This is a genomic window from Salinimicrobium sp. 3283s, from assembly GCF_039602225.1.
GTDB lineage: Bacteria > Bacteroidota > Bacteroidia > Flavobacteriales > Flavobacteriaceae > Salinimicrobium > Salinimicrobium profundisediminis.
The window spans coordinates 1,009,803-1,028,537 of sequence record NZ_CP143631.1 but is presented as its reverse complement, the minus strand read 5'-3'; the positions used below and the strand labels follow the sequence as shown (position 1 = coordinate 1,028,537).

Here is an 18,735-nt window from a genome sequence, read left to right as displayed (position 1 = left end):
TTTGATCCTTAGTAACTATCCAAATTTGTGTAAATAAAAACTTACTATTATGAGCACACAAAAAGTTTGGTTTATTACAGGAGCTTCCAAAGGAATGGGGCTTGAAGTGACAAAAGCCGTTTTAAACCATGGTGATAAAGTAATCGCTACTTCGAGAAGTACAGACAGCTTTTTGGAAAGTTTAGGAGAGGATAACAGGAATCTGTTGCATTTGAAAATGGATGTTACCAATGAACAAGAGGTAAAGGATATCATATCAAAGAGTGTCAAAGTATTTGGTCAGATAGGTGTGGTTGTCAATAATGCAGGTTATAATTTGCTTGGCAATATTGAAGAGTTGAGCGATTCTGAACTCCGTGAAACAATGGATGTAAATGTATTTGGGATGACCAACGTAATCAGGCATATATTGCCTCATCTTCGCAGACAAAAATCCGGGCACATCATTAATATCTCCTCAATGATGGGTTATATGAGTTATCCGGGTAATGGCAGCTATAGTGCATCCAAGTTTGCCGTCATCGGATTATCTGAAGCCCTTGCACAGGAGGTGGAGCCTTTCGGTATAGACGTCACTATTCTTGCCCCTGGAACATTCCGCACAAGCTTTATGAGTGAGAGCAGTCTGGCAGTGGCAAAGAACAAAATTGATGCTTATAACCTAAAAGAACAGGTAGAAACTTTCAGGAGCTTTGATGGTAAACAATTGGGAGATCCGAAAAAATTGGCCCAGGTGCTGATTCAAATCTCTCGAATGGAAAATCCACCTTTACATCTTCCGTTAGGTTCCGACAGTTTCAATGCTATATTGGGCAGCCGTGACAGGGAGCAGGAAGAATTAAAAGAATGGAAAGAATTATCTTTATCTACTGATTTTAAATAAATTGTAGAATGCAAAAAGCTGCTCCATATAAGATTAAGTCTGTTTCTGAACTGCATCGTTTATTCGGCTTGAAAAATCCCGATCACCCACTAATAAGTGTTATTGATTTTGAATTGCTCAAGTTTGGAGATAGCGAAATTTGGAAAAGTTTTTATTATGATTTCTATTGCGTTGCCTGTAAAAAAGGTTCCTCCGGGAAGTTCAAATACGGGCAGCGTGATTATGATTTTGATGAAGGAATAATGAGTTTCACGAAACCGGGACAGATATTTTCAGTTACAAACGTTACGGATGATCCTGTATCGGGTTTTATGTTAGTCTTTAAATCAGAGCTGATTCGCAATTATGGATTGGGTAAGGTAATCGGTAATTACAATTTTTTTGCTTATTCCACTGCTGAAGCCTTGCATCTTTCAGGAAAGGAGGATAAAATAATTACATCCCTTTTTCAGCAAATGCAGAGTGAATTAAAAAATAATATTGATTATTACAGCCAGGATCTCGCTATTTCACATATAGAGCTGCTTCTGAACTATGCTAAACGGTTCCATTACAGGCAATTTCTCACACGGAATTCCGAAAATAATGAGTTGCTGACGAAACTTGAGCAATTACTAACTGATTACCTGAATAATAAATCAGCCATTGAGGGACTGCCAACTGTTCACCACATATCCAATGAACTTAATATGTCACCCAGTTACTTAAGTGAAATGCTGCGAAACCTGACGGGGCAGAATGCTCAAACATATATACAGGGGTTTATCATTGACAAGGCAAAAGAATTGCTTTCCACCACAAATTTGAGCATCAAAGAAATAGCTTATGACCTAGGATTTGGTCATCCACAGTCATTTAGTACAATGTTCAAAAATAAAACCAAAAAAACTCCATTACAATATAGGGTGTCATTTAATTGAGTTCTGACTACAGTTCATAGCTCAACCAGTAGATGGGCAAGGAAAGACAAAGATGTAAAATCTAACATTCACCATATCAATATAGCTGCAAGAAGAGGTTGTTTTAACTTTAGTTGGTTATCCTAGCTTTATTTTTCTCAGTTTTGCCGTTTAATGCAGCTTTTTTCCTATCAACTGTCATTTATTTCCTGAAACCACTTTGCAATAGCTTAATAGTTAAATTTATACTATTTTTGTATCATTCATTACAAAAATACATGAGAGGCAGACCAACACTTTACGATAACGAGAGCTTAATAAAGAAGGCTCAGGAATTATTCTGGAAGAAAGGCTATACTGCAACTTCCCTCAGTGATTTGCTGAAAATTACCGGAGCCGGAAGTGGCAGCTTTTATAACACCTTCAAAGGTGGTAAAAAAGAAGTGTTCAGGAAAGCCATCCAACAAAGAAGAGAGGCCTTCAATCAGTTTCGGAACGAACTTGAAGAGAGTGAATCGCCCCTGGATGCTATTAAAGACTTTTTTCGAAGTATTACTCGTGAGGATAAAGCATCACACCAGAGAGGTTGTATTATAGCTAACACGGTTGTAGAAATGTCATGCGTCGACAAAGATCTTGAGAAGGAAGCAGTACTGATACTCAAAGATGTGGAGCAGATGTTCACAGAAACAATTGAAAAAGCCCAGATCGAGGGTAAAATTAAAAATCAGACCGATCCTGCTATTCTAGGAAAGTACCTTATTACTTTTTGGTGTGGTTTAAATACTTTGAGAAGACTCTATCCCGACAAAAAAGTACTTGCGGAACAAATTGAAATCCAGCTGGCTTTACTAAATTAATTTTTTTTGTCCATTTATGGAACAATCATTACAAAAATTGAAAAAATAGAAAAAATGGATTTACAGTTAAACTCAAAAAAGGCATTTATTAGTGGTTCTACACAAGGCATTGGATTTGCCATTGCACAGCAATTACTAGCCGAAGGAGCTGAAGTGATTATCAATGGTAGACAACCAGATAAAACTAATCAGGCGGTTTCTAAATTAAAGAAATTAGTTCCCAACTCCGTTGTTTCTGGTATTGCAGCAGATTTTGGAAATAAGAACGAGGTGGAAAGTTTACTCAGCCAGCTTAAAGAAGTAGACATTTTAATAAACAATGTAGGCATTTTCGAACTCAAAAATTTTGAAGATATTACTGACAAGGACTGGGACAGAATTTTTGAAATTAATGTGATGAGTAGTATCAGGCTTTCCAGGAGGCTGTTACCACAAATGCTCGAAAAAGGATGGGGCCGAATACTTTTTATAAGTAGTGAATCTGGCGTTAATGTTCCAGGAAATATGATCCACTACGGAATGACCAAAGCAGCTATGATGGCTGTAGGCAATGGATTATCCAAATTAACTAAGGGAACAGAGGTAACGGTAAATACCATTTTGGGAGGGCCAACTTATTCAGACGGGGTAGCAGCAACAGTATCGCAAATTGCAGATGCAAATAATTTGACCATAGAACAGGTTAAAGATTCTATTGTTCAGCAAACGACACCTCATTCCCTATTACAGAGATTTATAGAACCCAATGAAATCGCCCATCTTGCTACATATCTTTCAAGCCCCCTCTCCATTGCTACAAACGGAGCTTGCTTGAGGGCCGATGGAGGTGCTTTAAAAGCAGTATTGTAGAATAAAAACCTTGAGCAGGAAAGGCGTTTAAAGTATAAGAATTCGACCTGATCAAAAATAAGAGAACCCACGCCGTTGTATATGCTCTTCGCATTCAGTGAGTGTCTGTGACCTCACCTTACGGGTGTACAAGCACCCTCGATATTTATTGGATTAATATTCATCAATCTAATTACACGTAATTATTTTTTACTGTAATAAGATTCACATCTTTGGCCCCTCATCGGCACTTTTAATTATAAGTTCACTCACGCGTTGTATATGCTATTCGCATTCAGTGAGTGTGATTGTCACCTCACCTTGCGGGTGTACAAGCACCCTCACTTTAAATATTTAGTCCACTATAAGCTCAATACCGGCTTTCTCGGCTTTGTACTTTATTTTTGTCATTAGATCATAGTAACTCCAGTTTCGCAATACAAATTCTTCCTCTTTGGCTATCTCTATTCTCTTCTCCTGATCTAAGAGAACCAATGTTCCTGCCTGGTGCTTTATACAGAAGTCGATGAGTTTTCTACTATAGACATGTAGGCGATGGTGAACATAATTACGCTCTTTCTCTCGAAAGCTAGTCAAAGCTTTTGTTTTTCTTTTGCGGCCTTTTCCTGATTTGCAGTACTTGACACCTTCAGTTGTTCTTTTCATGGCGGCTTGTATCGCCAGCCTTCGGTATAAAAACTCTTCCCTGGTGCCAATGGTCAGTTTCGCCTTATCAATCTTCACCGCTATGGGATGTTCCAGGGATAACCTGGCTTCCGCGATCACTTCGGGTTTAAGAACATGCTTTTCTTTTTCATATTCAAACACGGCCAGCAAAAAGATCTTGCCCTCTTTTAACTGGATATGAGAGGTACGCATTCTTATTTCCCCATTCACCAGCTGATGCATCAGTTCCCACTTGTCGTTAAAATCCTTGCCCCGGTATGTTCTTACAGGAATGGAAAAAAATTGAAAGCAAAAGGCTTTCTTTTCTTCATTGTACTTCAACCCGCAAACACCCTCCATGTCAAAGGGGAAAGCCATATTTCTTCTGAAGTTATTAATAGAACGTTCTCCGCTCCAGTACTCTTTTCTGTTCTTCTTAAAAGAACTTAGGATGATACTGTTCAGGTTCGTCAATATGTTGGTGGGCATTTTCCCTTTAAAACGATCGGAAACCATTCTATAAGTGCAATTGATCCGGGAACGGTTGAGCATTCCGTTCTCATCTTTCTTTTCATCTACTAGTTTGTACTTTATTCCTTCTGATAAGTAAAAGAACTCTTCGATCATCTCCTGTACATAAAGATGAGAGACAATGAGGTTTGCCGCCTGATAGCATCTATTGCGCCACAGGTAAAGCTTATCCATGGCCTCCTTTCGTTCTTCTTTGGTAGGTAGATCGATTAGTAACTGGATCTTACGAGTGAGTCGGAGAGTATCTGTGCCCATATCAGGAAGCTCTTAATTGTTGCTCATGTTTCTCCTGCATCAGTTTATAGGCCGCAATAAATTCTTTGTGCACCTCCTTTTTGGATAGGTTGAGCTCCCTGGCTATAGAAGCGAAAGAATACTGCTTTTCCGTACGCAGTTGTAAGACCTTTTCCTGTTCCTCGGTCATTTCTCCTTGAATCTTTACCGCCAGCACCGGTTTTGGTTTTGTTTCCAAATTGCTGCCCTGGTGGATAATGTTTTTAATATCCTCGATAGCCCCTTTTACCTCGTTGCTGGTATGGGTAATACTGGTTCCCATAAGCTGGGCAATGGCTTTATACTGAAAACCATATTTTAAACAGAGTTCTATCAGACGTCGTCTCTCAGGACTGAGTAAAGGAAAAACACGGCTGATCCGGTCGAAGGCTTTCTGCTGGGTCTCGCTATCCACTAGATGTTGATCCTCTTTCCTCGGATCATAGCCGTGTAAATATTCCTGGTAGTTCTCATAACTTTCCAGGGAATTAACGGTCCTGAAAAACTTATTTTTAGGTCGGACATAATAGGTATAGCATTCCCTTTTCATTACCATCCGCAGGAAATAGTAAATATGTTCCGGTCGTTCTATCCGATCCCTTTTTTCCCATAATATTAAAAAGGTATCCTGGACTAGGGTTTCCACGGCAAAATCATCATCCAGAATTTGCCGCCCCACCCAGAAGAGAGTTCGTTTATACTTATTATATATAAACTCTAAAGCATCGGGATGCCCTTGTTTTAGTAAATCAAAAATACGCTGTAACATAAGCAGTCGCTTTTAAGCCGGAGAAATTTCTCCAGAATTAAACTGAATTTAGCTTGAGCGAATTCTTAAGATTATGAGAAGATAGCTTTGAAAGTAATTGAGAAGAATGCCTGTTTTCTACAAACAAAAAAGGCGTGGAGACTCAACTTACCGAATCAGGGTACTGGTATACCTTACGACAATAAGCAAGCCCACGCCCGGGTCGTGAGCATTATGCTTATCCTCTCGTCGTTAAAAATTACCAGTTTTTGATTCGAGATTCAAAGCGAAATGCTTCTAATATTTTACTTTAAGAAGTTTCGCAAATATATTAATGTTATTCAAATATAATAATTAATTTGTTTATTACCGAATTCGGTAATAAAATTTTTATCGTGATCCTTCAAATTGCAGAAAAGCAAGATATGAAGGACAATAAGGCGGAAGAAATTAAAGCGATGATAGCAGCTAGATTGAAGCAAATTAAAGGAGATATTCCTTACAATGAGATATCAGGAAAGTGTAATACTACAGCAGCAAGAATTAGTGATGTAGCCAATAATAATATTGATTGTCAGCTTACCACTTTGATCGACATTGCAATTGGATTAAGGGTGCATCCGAAAGATTTTCTGAATATAGACTTTGATTTTAAAAAATATTATCGCGATCTGGACGGAAAATAAATCACTTTCCGGTTTTCCGTAATTACTCTTAAATGAATCATTGTAGTTTTATAAAATACAATTAATTGTTTCTTAGAGCTCCCAGAAAAGATTGACGTCAAAGCAGAAATTGGTGTATTATTAAATTTAATGCCGGACTTTTAGAGATTATTTTGTTGGCTTAGAACCGATTAGTAAGTCAAATTGTTTTTTAAGGCTTTCGCTATTAAATTGAGCAAGTTTGATTGAATTCTCTCGAATTCGTCCTAGTGTGATTAGGATTCTTAATTAAAACGCAAGAAGCCATTGCAAGGGATTTGTAAGGGCTTATTTAGTTCAAGGCAGTCGACTGTTGTATCAATAAATTTTCAAATTCATATTTATAATATTTTTAACAGTTAATATAAATTTTTACTGTATCCCACACAGATATGCTTTTTAACTTTCACAAAACAAAAAATGAATACAGCTCCTTTGTTTCAGAAGTCCTTTGATCCTAAAATCTGGAAATATGCAGATAAAATCGAAGCTTTAAAAACCGAAATTTATAATATAGAAAATGTTGTAGAAGGTTATCTAGAGAATATTTCAAGTGATTTCCCTGATTTGACAGATCACTCGATAACACATTCCAAAATGTTATGGAGATATGCCGAAATTATAATTGGAAAAAAAGAAAAATATCTAAATCCATTGGAGGCGTTCGTTCTTCACACGGTTTTTCTTATTCATGATGCCGGAATGTGCTATTCTATTCTTAATAATAAAGAAGAAATAAAACAAGATCCAATATATAATGATTACGTAAGCCAAAATTCTACGGTAAAGGAGATTGAAAAAGAGGCTCTTTTCTTTACAGTTCGACAAAGACATGGGAATTATGCTTTAAGAATTGCTACTGAAAAATTGAGAAAAGGAGATTATCTCATAAGTAACACGCAAATAAGGGAAGAATTAGGTCTTTTTATAGGTAAAATAGCGAAAAGCCATACGCAAAATGTTGATTATATTGAGCGTGAATTTATTGTGGATTACTCTACACCTAACTTTCCTGCAGAATGGAAAATTGATTGCCAGAAATTAGCCTTTGTTTTACGAACATCCGACGCTGCACATATTGATAATCTTCGTACACCGAAAAGCATCAAAATGATATCCGAAATGAAAGGCATATCAGCAATCCACTGGACCTTTCAGAAAAAGCTAGGTTTTCCAATAATATCCAAGGAAGAATTACTAACCTACACCACTAATTCACCTTTTACTGCAAAGGAACAGAAAGCTTGGTGGTTCTGCTATAATGCCTTGGAAGTTCTGGATCAAGAATTGAAAAATGCTAATGCTTATTTTAGTATGAATGGTAAAGATGGATTTTCTGCTAAAGGAGTCAAATCCATTAATGATACTCTTGAATTAGGAAAAAAATATATACGTACAGAGAATTGGAATTCTTTAGATACACAGGTGAAAGTTTCTAATCCTATAAATATAGCATCAGAATTAGGCGGAATAAGATTATATAACGATCAGAGTATAGCTTTGAGGGAGTTAATACAAAACAGCTTAGATGCAATCAACTTACATAGAATATATACTGGCCAGGATAACTTAGATGTGGGTGAAATTAAGATCCGTATTCTAAAAAAGGACTCCAAATTTTTTTTGGCAGTAACGGATAACGGTATTGGTATGAGTCAAACTATTATGGTAAATGATCTTCTAGATTTTGGGGGATCCTACTGGAAAAGCAATAGATTTAATTATGATTATGAAGGAATGAGGTCAAAGGGCTTCAATTCCATAGGCAAATTTGGAATAGGATTTTTTTCTCTTTTTATGTTGGGAAGTAAAGTTACCGTTACTTCTTGGAAATTTAGTGAAGACATTAATAAAATGAAGACCTTAGACTTTTACGATGGTCTTTTTTCAAATCCCATTTTAAGAAATCCAATAGAAACAGAAAAAAAAATGGTGATTAATCAGGGCACATCTGTTATGGTAGAATTACAGCAAAATCCTTACTGTAAAACAGGCTTTATAGGGAAAAATGAATTTACAGAAAATACCTTATACACCTTGTGTAAGTATTTTATTCCTTTTCCAAATGTGAAGATCACGACTCAAGAAGTGGACGGAGAAAAAAAGGTTATCTCTCCTTATAATCATAATTTCTCTTTTAAAGAGATTATTAATTATTTATACTTTCCAAAGAAGGGTTTTAGAGGATCAACAGTAGAAACCTTAGGAAAACTTAAATTAAAACTTATCGAAATTGAAGATGATAAAAAGAAATATGGAAAACTTTCACTGCTCCCATATTCGGAGGCTTCTTTACCTTTTGGTGTTATAATATCCAACGGAATTCGAATACAAGAAATTAATAACTTATGCGGGTACGTAATAACAGAAGATGTAGTAACCATAAAGAGAGATAAAGTTGCCCAATTAGTCCCCTTTTCTGCAATGAAAAAATGGGCTGGAAAACAAAAGAAGTTGATAGAAGAATTAAAACTTGAGTCCTTTTTCGGTAAATCTTATTACAGTTTGTTGCTAGCTTTTGATTTTTACCAAGATAATATGCCCATCTTACTAAAAAAGATAGAAAATCAATATTTTTACGTATCAGTTACCGAATTAAAAATTTATCTACAACAAAATTCCACTCTGTCCATATATCATGAACCTCTTTCCCGCAAAATTAGTACAGATTCATGTCCTGGTTTTCTTAATTTCCCCCTAAACTTTCCTGCTACTATGGTGGTTAATGAAGAAGATAGAAATAGATTATTTTCAGATCATACTTATATCGAGAGAGTAATTCAAACCTTCTGGACTAATTTGGCTATTTCGGAAGGACCGTGCCACTGATTTCGGTTCAAACAGTGCCACTTTAAAAGATCATGCAATTATATAAAAAATTAATGTTACTCGTTTTTCAGAACTCCTTTTCTTAATGATTCTCCTTTGAGATCTATCCTATGTGAGGAGTTTACTATCCTGTCCAGGATTGCATCAGCAATAGTTCCTTCCCCTATAATATCGTACCATGCAGATACCGGTATTTGAGAGGATAATATGGTAGATGTTTTATTGTATCGGTCATCGATTATATCCATTAAGGTCTCTCTTGCATGATTGTCGAAGGCTTGAAGTCCAAAATCATCAAGGATGAGCAGATCTGCTTTAAGTAGTTTATTTAATTCTTTGAGATAGGTTCCATCAATTTTACTGAGTTTTAACTTCTTAAATAGACGGGCAGTGTTTGAGTAGATGGTTTTATATTCCATCATGCAGGCCTGATGACCTAAGGCCTGTGCTAAATAACTTTTGCCTACTCCGGAGGCACCGGTCAGTATAAGGTTTTCCTTTTTAGCTATAAAATCCAGGGATCCCAGACGAACAAACATGTTCTTGTCGAGGTTACGATTGGAAGAATAGTTCACTTCAGCAAGACTTGCTTTCTGCCTAAAGTTTGCCTGTTTAAAAAGACGATCTATCTTCCGGTTCTGGCGATCCTCCCACTCATGGTCTGTGAGTAGTGCCAGATATTCATCGGCAGTGATATCGTTTAATTGGTTGTTCTTTACATGCTGAAGGTGTAGCTGAGCCATAGCCCCCAGTCGCATTTGTTTTAATTTTTCAATAGTCTGATTGTTATTCATATTTCTGGATTAAAATGATTTATTGATAAGCAGCGGCACCTCTGATGTTTTGATGGGATGGGATATGAGTTTTATCTTCTTCAAGATCCTGATAAAAAAGAGAGCTTTGGTCAAGGTTGTTCTTTAGGATATTCTTGATACGCATATAAGAAGTCGCATCTGCCTGTAAAGCTCTTTTACAAGCATTATCAAGTCTTTTAGAACCGTAAGACTTATGGAGCTGGATAAGGCCCATCACCCGCTTATAGCCTGTTTCAGGATACTCACTGTCAGCAAGTATCTTTTCTACACAATTCACTACGTGAGCTCCGTGAGGAGCGGCTTTGTTTTTAAAGTATTCAGGACTCCAGGAGGTATAACCTTTATGGGTGCTACTTAAATGATCTGTATTTGTATTGTAGCTTCCTTTACTTGGATTTCGATGATGCAGGGCTATTCGAACGTGATTGTAATAAACCTCGACCACAGTTTTGGTATAATGGATCAGGGTCTTTTTACCGATGTAGCGGTAGGGAACACTGTAGTAGCTTTTATCTGGAGAGAAGTATACATATCCCATCTTTTGCACCTTTGCCCGTTTATAGTCTTTGATTTCATAGGCAGATGTTGGCAGGGGTTTTAAGTACTCACGTTCTACTGATTGAAACAGTTCTCTACGGCTGGCTTCCTTTCGCTGGAACAGTAGATTATTATAGCCAACAAGTAAGCGCTTTATCTCCCGGTTTAGATCCTGTAAAGAGAAGAAGGTCATCTCCCGCAGGGGATAGTAAATACGCTGATAAACAAGATGCACTGCATTCTCCACCAGAGCTTTATCCTGCGGTGCATAACTGCGGGTGGGATTGATCACACAGTTATAATGGCGAGCAAAATCTTTAAAGCTCCGATTGATCTCCGGCTCATATTTGCTGGCTCTGGTCACTGCAGATTTTAAGTTGTCTGAGACTATGGCTTTTGGAACACCTCCATAAAACTGTAATGCATTACCACAAGAAGTAATAAGATCCTCCCGTTTTTGGCTTAAGCTAGCCTCTACGTAAGTATACTAGCTGTTGGGAAGAATTGCTATAAATACCTCTACAGGAATGACTTCTCCGGTTTCTTTATTAACGACATGTAATTTTTTACCCGCATAGTCAATGTACATTTCATTACCGGCTTCATGTTCGAGTTTCATGGAACCTTTGACCTTGGCATATTTACGCCGATAATGCTCCATAAACTGCGTATAGCTGTACGGCTGGGAAGCCTGCTGCGCATATTCCTGATAATGGTACAGAAAAGTAAACCCAGGATGATTCCGGGCCTTATTGACCCCCTCAAAATATAGCATCAGTTCATCATGCCGCTCATTATCAATAGTAGTATGTGAAGGAAAAAGCGCACTCAGATGTGCATTGTCAAAGGAAAGTAGTTCTTTAAATGAATAGTCACTGGCCGTGAAAAATTTCATATAGCTGTTGACCGTGTTGCGGGAGATGCCTAGAGTGGTAGCTATCTTACGATTGCTAAAACCATCCAGGCTCAAGGTAATAATTTGTTTTAAGTCCATCGGATCAAGGGTGTTGGCCATATCTTATTACAGTTTTGCAACAAGATATTACTTGATCTTTCAAAGTGGCACAAAACGAACCGATACGACTGGCACAATTTGAGCCGTTATGACTTTCAGTATTGCCAAAAAGTGGCACAATTCAAACCGAAATACCTGGCACTAACCGACCGAAATCACTGGCACAATTCGAACCGAAATAGCCATAATTTTCATTACCAACGTCAAGAACTTTATCAGGAGTCTTTTGATCTTCAATCTCCTTATCAATTAATTGAAACCTACATAAAAAAATAATTTACAAATCAACTCCTTGAAAATAGGTCCAAAAGAGTTGATTATTTTATATTGTTTATAGCCTTCGGAACTGCCCAGCTCTTCAAAGAGTCTGTGAACTTCTTTAGAGGTCAGTACAGGTAATCTCCTGATTTCTTCCGTTCTGTTCGCATTCTGCTTGTTTCCAGTGAATTGTGCGCTTTACTCCTTTATGGTAAATGTCTGAATATTTCAGAAACCTTACCTTCTGAAATAACCCTTGGAATTTATTTTTCATATATCTTTCCAGAGCAAACTGTTTTTACCTCTAAGTGATTATATCATTTGAAAACTGGAGAATAACTGAGAATGATTACAATGAACTTTATCACGCTGTAAAATATAGTTAGAATCTAAATAGGCTGAAGGGTTTTGGTAGGAAATAGTTAAGCTGTATTAATGTTCTTCTGTTTGCTGAATAAAAGATTATTTTAATAAAGTAGGCACCATAAGCGATACTTGGTTGAAAAACCGATTAAAAATTAATTACACTATCCAATGCATCATCTGCATCTCTATGAATAAAGTTGGCTTGGTAATTTAATGTGGTTTTTAAATCACTATGCCGGTAAAGCTTTTGTAACATTAAGGGGTGTATTTTATCTCCGGCTATGTTTCCAAAAGTATGACGGGCTATGTGGTTTGAGAGGTTTTTGTCTATTTTACACTCGTCAGCTATTCGTTTCAGGAATTTATTTAAAACCTTAGTAGCGTTCCTCATTTTAAGAAATACACTTTTTGGATCCTGTTGATCAGCATCTTTTAAAAATGGAAATATATAGCCATTGTTTTCCGTCTTATCCATCAGGTAGAGATTAAAGATGGTTTTGGCTTTGTCCGGGACTTTAAAACTCAACGGTTTTTCATTCTTATTCATCACATAGTACAGGCGGCCATCTTTTATATCAGTCCACTTCAAGGCTACAACATCTGAAATTCTTATACCTGCAAAGTAGAAGGAAACAAGCCAGACATTCCTGGTATGCCATATCGAAGAATGACTTTCCGCTGCAAGATTTTCTATTTTGGTAACTTCCTCAGCAGTCAGTCCTATTTTGTTCCCTGAGCCAATTCTGATTTTTTCTTTGTCGCCCGCAAAAGGGTAGTATTTAGAAGAAACAATTCCGTCTTTCATGGCCACATTAAATAAAGTTCTAATGAAGATGAGTTGATTAGTAATTGTCCTGGTTTTATGGTCCATGTATGTGGAGCAAAAGACCTTGTACTTATTGAGAAAAGAAGCATTAATCTCCCGGAACTCCAGCCGCGTATTCTTTTTAAAATAGGAAATGGCATCTTCGAAGGAATATTGACCTTTTCTAGTTTTACTCACTCTTACGCGTCTACGTTCTTTAATTGCTTTAATTACTTCATCTTTCTTCTGAGTGGTTTTAAGATTAAGAAACTCTTCCAGGTTATAGAGAATGGACAGCTCAGATTTTGCGACAGAAAAAGTTCCTTTGTCATGCTTTTGCTTTACACGCTCGGCGGCGACAGCAAAGAAAGATTGAGAGCCACCCGGTCCTTTGAGTTTATTCTTGATTTGTCTGGGTGTTAAATCATCTTCTGAATGAAAGTACAGATCCTGAGCCTGCGTAATTTTCTTCATCAGGAGATAATTAAGTTTCTTATGGTTTGGGTGACTCTTCTTAACTTTTTGAAACTTTTTATCCCAGTCCTTCTCCAAAACATAATATCCCAGCCAATGATAATTTGTCTTGTAATTTTCGCTGATTCTTAGGGCAAGAGGAATAGTTCCATCTTTCTTGATCATGTTTTTGCGAAGGACAATTTTTATGCTGGCCATAATCAACTTATTTTTAGGTATTTAAATATAGGTAAAAGTTTTAAAAACTAGTACAGAATAAGTACAGAATAATTTGATTTTAACCCCTGTTTTTTGATATCAATGAAAATGTAAAATTCTGAAAACTATGGGTTTTGTGAGGGTTTGGTGAATTTTAGTCTGCGACTAATTGCAGCTCATAACCCGAAGGTCACTGGTTCGAGTCCAGTTCCCGCTACTAAATTCAAAGCCATTTAGCTGTAAATCAACTAAGTGGCTTTTTTCTTTCCCGAATGTTTCCCGAAAAAAAAGAATTTTAGAAGTTGGACCTATAATTTTAAATCTGAAATTTTATCTTTATATGTTACTTTGAATTAAAATAGATTCTATTATTCCTGAATCTATATAGAAAGAAACATCCAATGATGGTGAAGTATAACAGCTGATTCCCATTTCAAATTTTTCTGAAAGCTCTAAATCTTCAATCCCAAGATTTAGTTTGTTCTTTTTTATATATTCCTCAGTCTTACCTATAAAATCAAAACCAAAAAGTTTATATTGTGAATTCTTAACCATAATAGAAAATAATCCACTTCTATCTTTCATATAAAAAGAAAATTCCAAGCCAAACCGCTTATAATTTAAATTTAGAAAATCGAACTCTTCCTCTTGTGAATCGGGCTTACCAAAAATTTTTATTATTTCATCTGGATGCATCCCAAAAGTTACACCGTCAATTCCTTGGTGGGGTCTAATATGACGTATTGATATATCATTACAATCTTTTATTCCTTCTTTAACGTAATAATTCGCATTAAATGGTTTAACGGGAATCTCCCATACATCTAAGGAAACTATGTTTGCCAAAGGAAGAGTAATTAATTTTCTTTTAATGGTAGGAGATTCAATAATACCATAAAATAAATCTTCATTGGGATTCTTTGCGATTAAATAAACGTTCACATTATCTTTCTCATTTCTTAATTGAGAGAAAATAAAAGGGTCCACACGTTTATCTTGATAATTATAGTAAAGGTGCCCAAGAGCTTTTTCTAATCCAAATGAAATAGGAGATTTAAATAATTGGAATCTCTTTAGAATAACTGACTTATGATAATAAATAATTTTTCCATTATTTAATTCCTCTCGATTAGGATAATCAGCCCAATCGATAGATATTAAATTTTCGCTTGGACCAGATTTCTCATATACTGTAGCCAGTTCTATATTTTCGTCAAGTACTATAGTATGAGTAGCAGAACGATTAAACTGGTATTCTCCAGAGTCTTCAACAGCAGCATCAATAGCAGTAGCAGTAGAAGAAGAACCGTACTTAATTTCACTACAACCAAATTCTAGAACCCTCTGGTTTGTTGTAGAAATTACACCTTCAGATGTACTTAAAACTCTAAACTTATTTGACCTTTTCATTTGTGATTACTGGTTTTATTTAATACGAAATCTAATAATCTACTGGAAGATTTCGTTAGGATTCTCTATCTCTAGGAAACTCTCCAGCTTTCTTCCTTTTAAAGAACCTAAGATTATTTCCTGGGTTATAAAATAATCATCAATAGTGATTTTTCCATCATTATCGATATCTACGCTTCCATTAGCCATAAAGTCCAGGATTGAATTTAGGATAAAGGAGAGGTAGTATTTGAGGTGAGCTATGTTTGTGTATATGCCACTTTTAATTGCGGCATTGTGAACTATTTCATTCCTAATACGATATAGACGAGTAATATTCCATTCAATATTTTCTTGGTGTTTCTTCAGGACCTCTTGTATTTTACCAGGGTCCTCATAAAACTTTTGATAATATACACTTCGGAATTTTAATAGCTCACTATCGGAATTATCTACAATTTCTTTATAGGTTGAGTGAGTTAATAGATACTTAAGGTTTATATTGAAATTTGTAATGCTTCTGCTGACATTAAGTCTCTTAAGGGTCTTATGAAAGTCGAAGAAATTTCGTTTAAAATATATCAAACTGTGACATTTCGGGAAGTAGTTTCGAATTCTGTCTATAGTACGTTCCTCTGAGTTAAAGGAGGTAAAAATAAATTCTAAGCCAATCCAATAATTAAGAAGCTTGTGTAAGCTTCCCTTAAAACCGAACTGTTTAAAAGTAGAATAATTCTTAATTTTAAACAGTATGAAAAAAAGTAAATTTTCTCCACAGCAAATCTCTAAGATCCTCAAAGAATTCGATAATGGTAAAACAGCTGCCGAGATCAGTCGTGAATATGGTGTAAGCACCGCTGCTTTTTATAAATGGCGAGAGCGTTTTAGTGGTATGAATGGTAAAGAGCTTAAGCGACTTAAAGAACTTGAAGAAGAGAACCGTCGACTCAAGCAAATGTATGCCACCCTTTCTCTGGATCATGAGATGGCTAAGGAGATCATCGAAAAAAAGCTCTAAAGCCTTGCCGTAAGAGAACTATAGCTAAAGAACTTGCTCATTACGGTATAAGCAGGGCGTGCCGTGTCTTAAAAATGAGCAAGAGTGTGTTTTATTACACTCCTCTCCCTAAAGATGATAAACCCATAGAAGAAGCCTTACAGCAAAAGGCAGAGAAGTATAGTGAGGAAGGTTTTTGGATGGCTTATGAGCGACTGCGTAAGGAAGGAAAGCCGTGGAACCATAAAAGAGTTTATCGTGTATATAAAAACCTTGGCTTAAGCCTAAGGCGCAAAGTGAAGAAAAGATTACCAGCGAGAGTAAAAGAACCCTTAGAAGTGCCAGAGACCCTTAATCATACCTGGAGTATGGATTTTGTAACAGATGTTCTGGATAACAAAAGAAGATTTAGAGCATTTACTATTATTGATGATTACAACCGGGAAGCACTTCATATAGAAGTTGATTTTTCCTTGCCCAGCAATAGGGTAATTTGGGTGCTAAACCATTTAATTAACCGAAGAACCAAACCTCAAAAGATAAGAATGGACAATGGTCCTGAGTTTATTGCTAAAATAGCTTCAGAATGGAGTCAAATGCATGGGATCAACTTCCAATATATCCAACCAGGAAAACCTACACAGAATGCTTTTATTGAACGATTTAATGGGACGTACAGAAGAGGAGTCTTGAACAAATACATATTTGAAGATTTGGATCAGGTAAGAGAGCAAACTCAGGTATGGATGGATGATTACAATAACCAAAGACCACACGATGCATTAGGAAAAATGGCTCCAATAGAATATGCAGAATATAATTCTCTATTAGCGACTTCAGATAAAACCAAAAACAATAATTTTATATCATCAAGCAGTTCTAATTAGGGGAAGCTTACAATCTGGTATTAGTAAACTTTTCAAAATCTGCTACTCTTATCAGTGTAGTCTGATATTTCGAAATGGTTTTTGAATCAATCTTCTTATTGGTCTTTGGATTGATTTTATTTTTTGATTCTTCAATAAAGTTCTCAAAGTAGGGGACAAAGTAATATTTAGGGTTATCTTCTTCCCTTAGCGGCTGTTTATTGAAATGCGACACGACTGTTTGAAGCCATGTTTTATCAATCTTTTTTCCTGAATTGTATGTAATGTTATACTGAGTAACAATAGTTTCTTTTAAATCATTCAGTTTCGGATTTATAATTTGGTCAAAGGCATTGGCTGAGGTAGTTTTTACTCTTTGTTGTTTATTACTCCAGGATTTAGGATTAATTAAAAACCCTGTTTTACAATTTAAATCGAAATCTCGGCTGTGGTAAAATCTAACATAGATATTCGCTGGATTACTCGTTGTTTTAACTGAAAATTTTACTCTGGCCATGACATGATTTTTCTGTGTTAAAGATAGAGTATTTTCCCGAATATTTCCCGATAAAGTTAGAATGAATATGAAGCTAATTGGAATTTGGTCTTATTAATATTTCTTTAATCCCGCTAAAACAGCGAGATTTTTGAATATCACGATTCAACCAGATTCTATATGATTTTAATATTCTAGTACAGTTCCCGCTACTAGCAAAGACAAGGCTTCACAGAAATGTGAAGCCTTTCTTTTTTGCCATGGGTACAAAATAGGTACAGAATGAATTATTTGAAGAGAGTCAGCTTCAAATAACTAATAGTGATGGGGGATCAAGAACAAAAGTTGTGGACTAGCTAAATAATGTAGTTAATCTGTACAGGAAAAATTCTACATTTTTCACCCCTCTAAATTGACTTCTAAAAGCTTTAATTTTTGCATTGAATGATTCTGCTGAAGCATTTGTGCTTCTATTTCTAAAGTAGTTTAAGATCGATCTGTAGTTGAGACTTATTGTTGTGGCAACGGTGTTAAATGATTTAAATCCGGATTCTTCTACTTCTTTATACCAATGGGCTAATCTTGTATATCCTGCTTCAATAGATTTTGTCTGGTTAAATACATTTCTAAGGCTATTGACAAGTGCATAGGCTTTATCAATGTCTGTATATTCATGGAACAAGATTTTAGCTCTTTTAGATTGACTTTCTGTCCATTTCGATGGAGCTTTGTATAGCAGATATCTACTCCTGGCCAATAACTGTTTCCTGGTATCTCCATTGGTAAAGGTCTCTGGAGTATAACTTTGGCCTTTTAATTTTCTCTTCTGTATCTGCTCGTTTTCATAATCAATTGCTTCCCATCGATGCTTGATCCGGAGGTTCTGAAGGGCTTCAATAGCCAGCTTCTGGACGTGGAATCGATCTGTGACTTTTATTGCTTTTGGAAAACATTTCTGCACGATAAGCTTCATGGAATGAGCCATATCTAAGCTTATCTCCTTCACTTTATTGCGTTGATAAGAAGGGATCTTTAGTAATTGCTCAATGATAGCTTCAGCTTTAGTACCGGCAATAATAGCTACAAGTGCTCCTTTTTTACCTTTAGCCTTCTTATTGGTGATGATCGTGTAGAGCTCTCCTTTGGATAGAGCAGTCTCATCAATGGAGAGGTAAGGTCCCATATTCTCTGGAAAGATAAGCCACTTTCTGGCGTGCTTCTTTTCTTTCCACTGCTTAAAATCACTCAGAAAGTCTTTGTACTGGCGCTGCAGTTTCTTTCCATTGACACTGTAGAAA

The 18,735-nt window shown here is 36.2% G+C and carries 17 protein-coding genes; 7 read left to right on the top strand and 10 right to left on the bottom strand.

Annotation, left to right across the window (positions count from 1 at the left end; translation table 11 throughout):
- Positions 1 to 49: 49 nt before the first annotated feature.
- The 4 genes from VS868_RS04465 (at position 50) to VS868_RS04450 (ending at position 3,491) form a co-directional block, all read left to right on the top strand.
- Complete coding sequence (locus tag VS868_RS04465; RefSeq protein WP_345599337.1) at positions 50 to 883, top strand: SDR family NAD(P)-dependent oxidoreductase; 834 nt, start codon at positions 50 to 52, stop codon at positions 881 to 883.
- 8 nt (positions 884 to 891) lie between these two features.
- Positions 892 to 1,803, top strand: coding sequence for a helix-turn-helix transcriptional regulator (locus VS868_RS04460; RefSeq protein WP_345599336.1), 912 nt, complete (start codon positions 892 to 894; stop codon positions 1,801 to 1,803).
- Positions 1,804 to 2,060: 257 nt separating this feature from the next.
- Complete coding sequence (locus VS868_RS04455; protein ID WP_345599335.1) at positions 2,061 to 2,642, top strand: TetR/AcrR family transcriptional regulator; 582 nt, start codon at positions 2,061 to 2,063, stop codon at positions 2,640 to 2,642.
- A gap of 54 nt (positions 2,643 to 2,696) precedes the next feature.
- Positions 2,697 to 3,491 (top strand): SDR family oxidoreductase, encoded by a 795-nt coding sequence (locus tag VS868_RS04450; RefSeq protein ID WP_345599334.1) that lies wholly within the window; start codon positions 2,697 to 2,699, stop codon positions 3,489 to 3,491.
- Between the two features lie 333 nt (positions 3,492 to 3,824).
- Here VS868_RS04450 and VS868_RS04445 read toward each other — a convergent pair whose 3' ends face one another.
- The gene (locus VS868_RS04445) at positions 3,825 to 4,922 is read right to left on the bottom strand and encodes a hypothetical protein (protein ID WP_345599333.1); all 1,098 of its coding nucleotides are present in this window, start codon (positions 4,920 to 4,922) and stop codon (positions 3,825 to 3,827) included.
- A gap of 1 nt (position 4,923) precedes the next feature.
- A complete protein-coding gene (locus tag VS868_RS04440; RefSeq protein WP_345599332.1) occupies positions 4,924 to 5,709 on the bottom strand; it encodes a sigma-70 family RNA polymerase sigma factor in 786 nt (261 codons plus the stop codon).
- Positions 5,710 to 6,083: 374 nt separating this feature from the next.
- On the opposite strand from VS868_RS04440, the gene VS868_RS04435 reads away from it, so the two are divergent.
- A complete protein-coding gene (locus VS868_RS04435) occupies positions 6,084 to 6,374 on the top strand; it encodes a hypothetical protein (RefSeq protein WP_345599331.1) in 291 nt (96 codons plus the stop codon).
- A gap of 438 nt (positions 6,375 to 6,812) precedes the next feature.
- On the top strand, positions 6,813 to 9,221 hold the full coding sequence (locus tag VS868_RS04430) for an ATP-binding protein (protein ID WP_345599330.1): 2,409 nt from the start codon (positions 6,813 to 6,815) through the stop codon (positions 9,219 to 9,221).
- 56 nt (positions 9,222 to 9,277) lie between these two features.
- On the opposite strand, the gene istB is transcribed toward VS868_RS04430, so the two are convergent.
- The 6 genes from istB to VS868_RS04400 all read right to left on the bottom strand — a co-directional run bounded on the left by istB (position 9,278) and on the right by VS868_RS04400 (position 15,663).
- Complete coding sequence (istB, locus tag VS868_RS04425) at positions 9,278 to 10,015, bottom strand: IS21-like element helper ATPase IstB (protein ID WP_345597689.1); 738 nt, start codon at positions 10,013 to 10,015, stop codon at positions 9,278 to 9,280.
- A gap of 19 nt (positions 10,016 to 10,034) precedes the next feature.
- Positions 10,035 to 10,937: a hypothetical protein gene (locus VS868_RS04420; RefSeq protein WP_345598544.1), complete on the bottom strand. Its 903-nt coding sequence runs from the start codon at positions 10,935 to 10,937 to the stop codon at positions 10,035 to 10,037.
- Positions 10,938 to 11,060: 123 nt separating this feature from the next.
- Entirely contained in the window at positions 11,061 to 11,588 is a 528-nt protein-coding gene (locus tag VS868_RS04415; protein WP_345598545.1) for a sigma factor-like helix-turn-helix DNA-binding protein, read from the bottom strand.
- Between the two features lie 769 nt (positions 11,589 to 12,357).
- Entirely contained in the window at positions 12,358 to 13,689 is a 1,332-nt protein-coding gene (locus tag VS868_RS04410) for a tyrosine-type recombinase/integrase (RefSeq protein WP_345599329.1), read from the bottom strand.
- A gap of 336 nt (positions 13,690 to 14,025) precedes the next feature.
- Positions 14,026 to 15,099 (bottom strand): hypothetical protein, encoded by a 1,074-nt coding sequence (locus VS868_RS04405; protein WP_345599328.1) that lies wholly within the window; start codon positions 15,097 to 15,099, stop codon positions 14,026 to 14,028.
- Between the two features lie 39 nt (positions 15,100 to 15,138).
- Positions 15,139 to 15,663 carry a hypothetical protein gene (locus VS868_RS04400; RefSeq protein ID WP_345599327.1) on the bottom strand — a complete coding sequence of 175 codons (525 nt, stop codon included), beginning with the start codon at positions 15,661 to 15,663 and terminating at the stop codon, positions 15,139 to 15,141.
- Positions 15,664 to 15,829: 166 nt separating this feature from the next.
- Between VS868_RS04400 and VS868_RS04395 the strand changes: the two genes are divergently transcribed.
- Positions 15,830 to 16,962 (top strand): IS3 family transposase gene (locus tag VS868_RS04395; RefSeq protein WP_345598845.1). Its coding sequence is split into 2 segments (ribosomal slippage): positions 15,830 to 16,091 and positions 16,091 to 16,962, totalling 1,134 coding nucleotides; the frame shifts between segments, so codons are not numbered across the junction.
- 7 nt (positions 16,963 to 16,969) lie between these two features.
- On the opposite strand, the gene VS868_RS04390 is transcribed toward VS868_RS04395, so the two are convergent.
- Together VS868_RS04390 and VS868_RS04385 are read right to left on the bottom strand one after the other, a co-directional pair.
- A complete protein-coding gene (locus tag VS868_RS04390) occupies positions 16,970 to 17,458 on the bottom strand; it encodes a hypothetical protein (RefSeq protein WP_345599326.1) in 489 nt (162 codons plus the stop codon).
- A gap of 331 nt (positions 17,459 to 17,789) precedes the next feature.
- Positions 17,790 to 18,710, bottom strand: a complete 921-nt coding sequence (locus VS868_RS04385; protein ID WP_345599806.1) for a transposase — start codon at positions 18,708 to 18,710, stop codon at positions 17,790 to 17,792.
- Positions 18,711 to 18,735 lie beyond the last annotated feature (25 nt).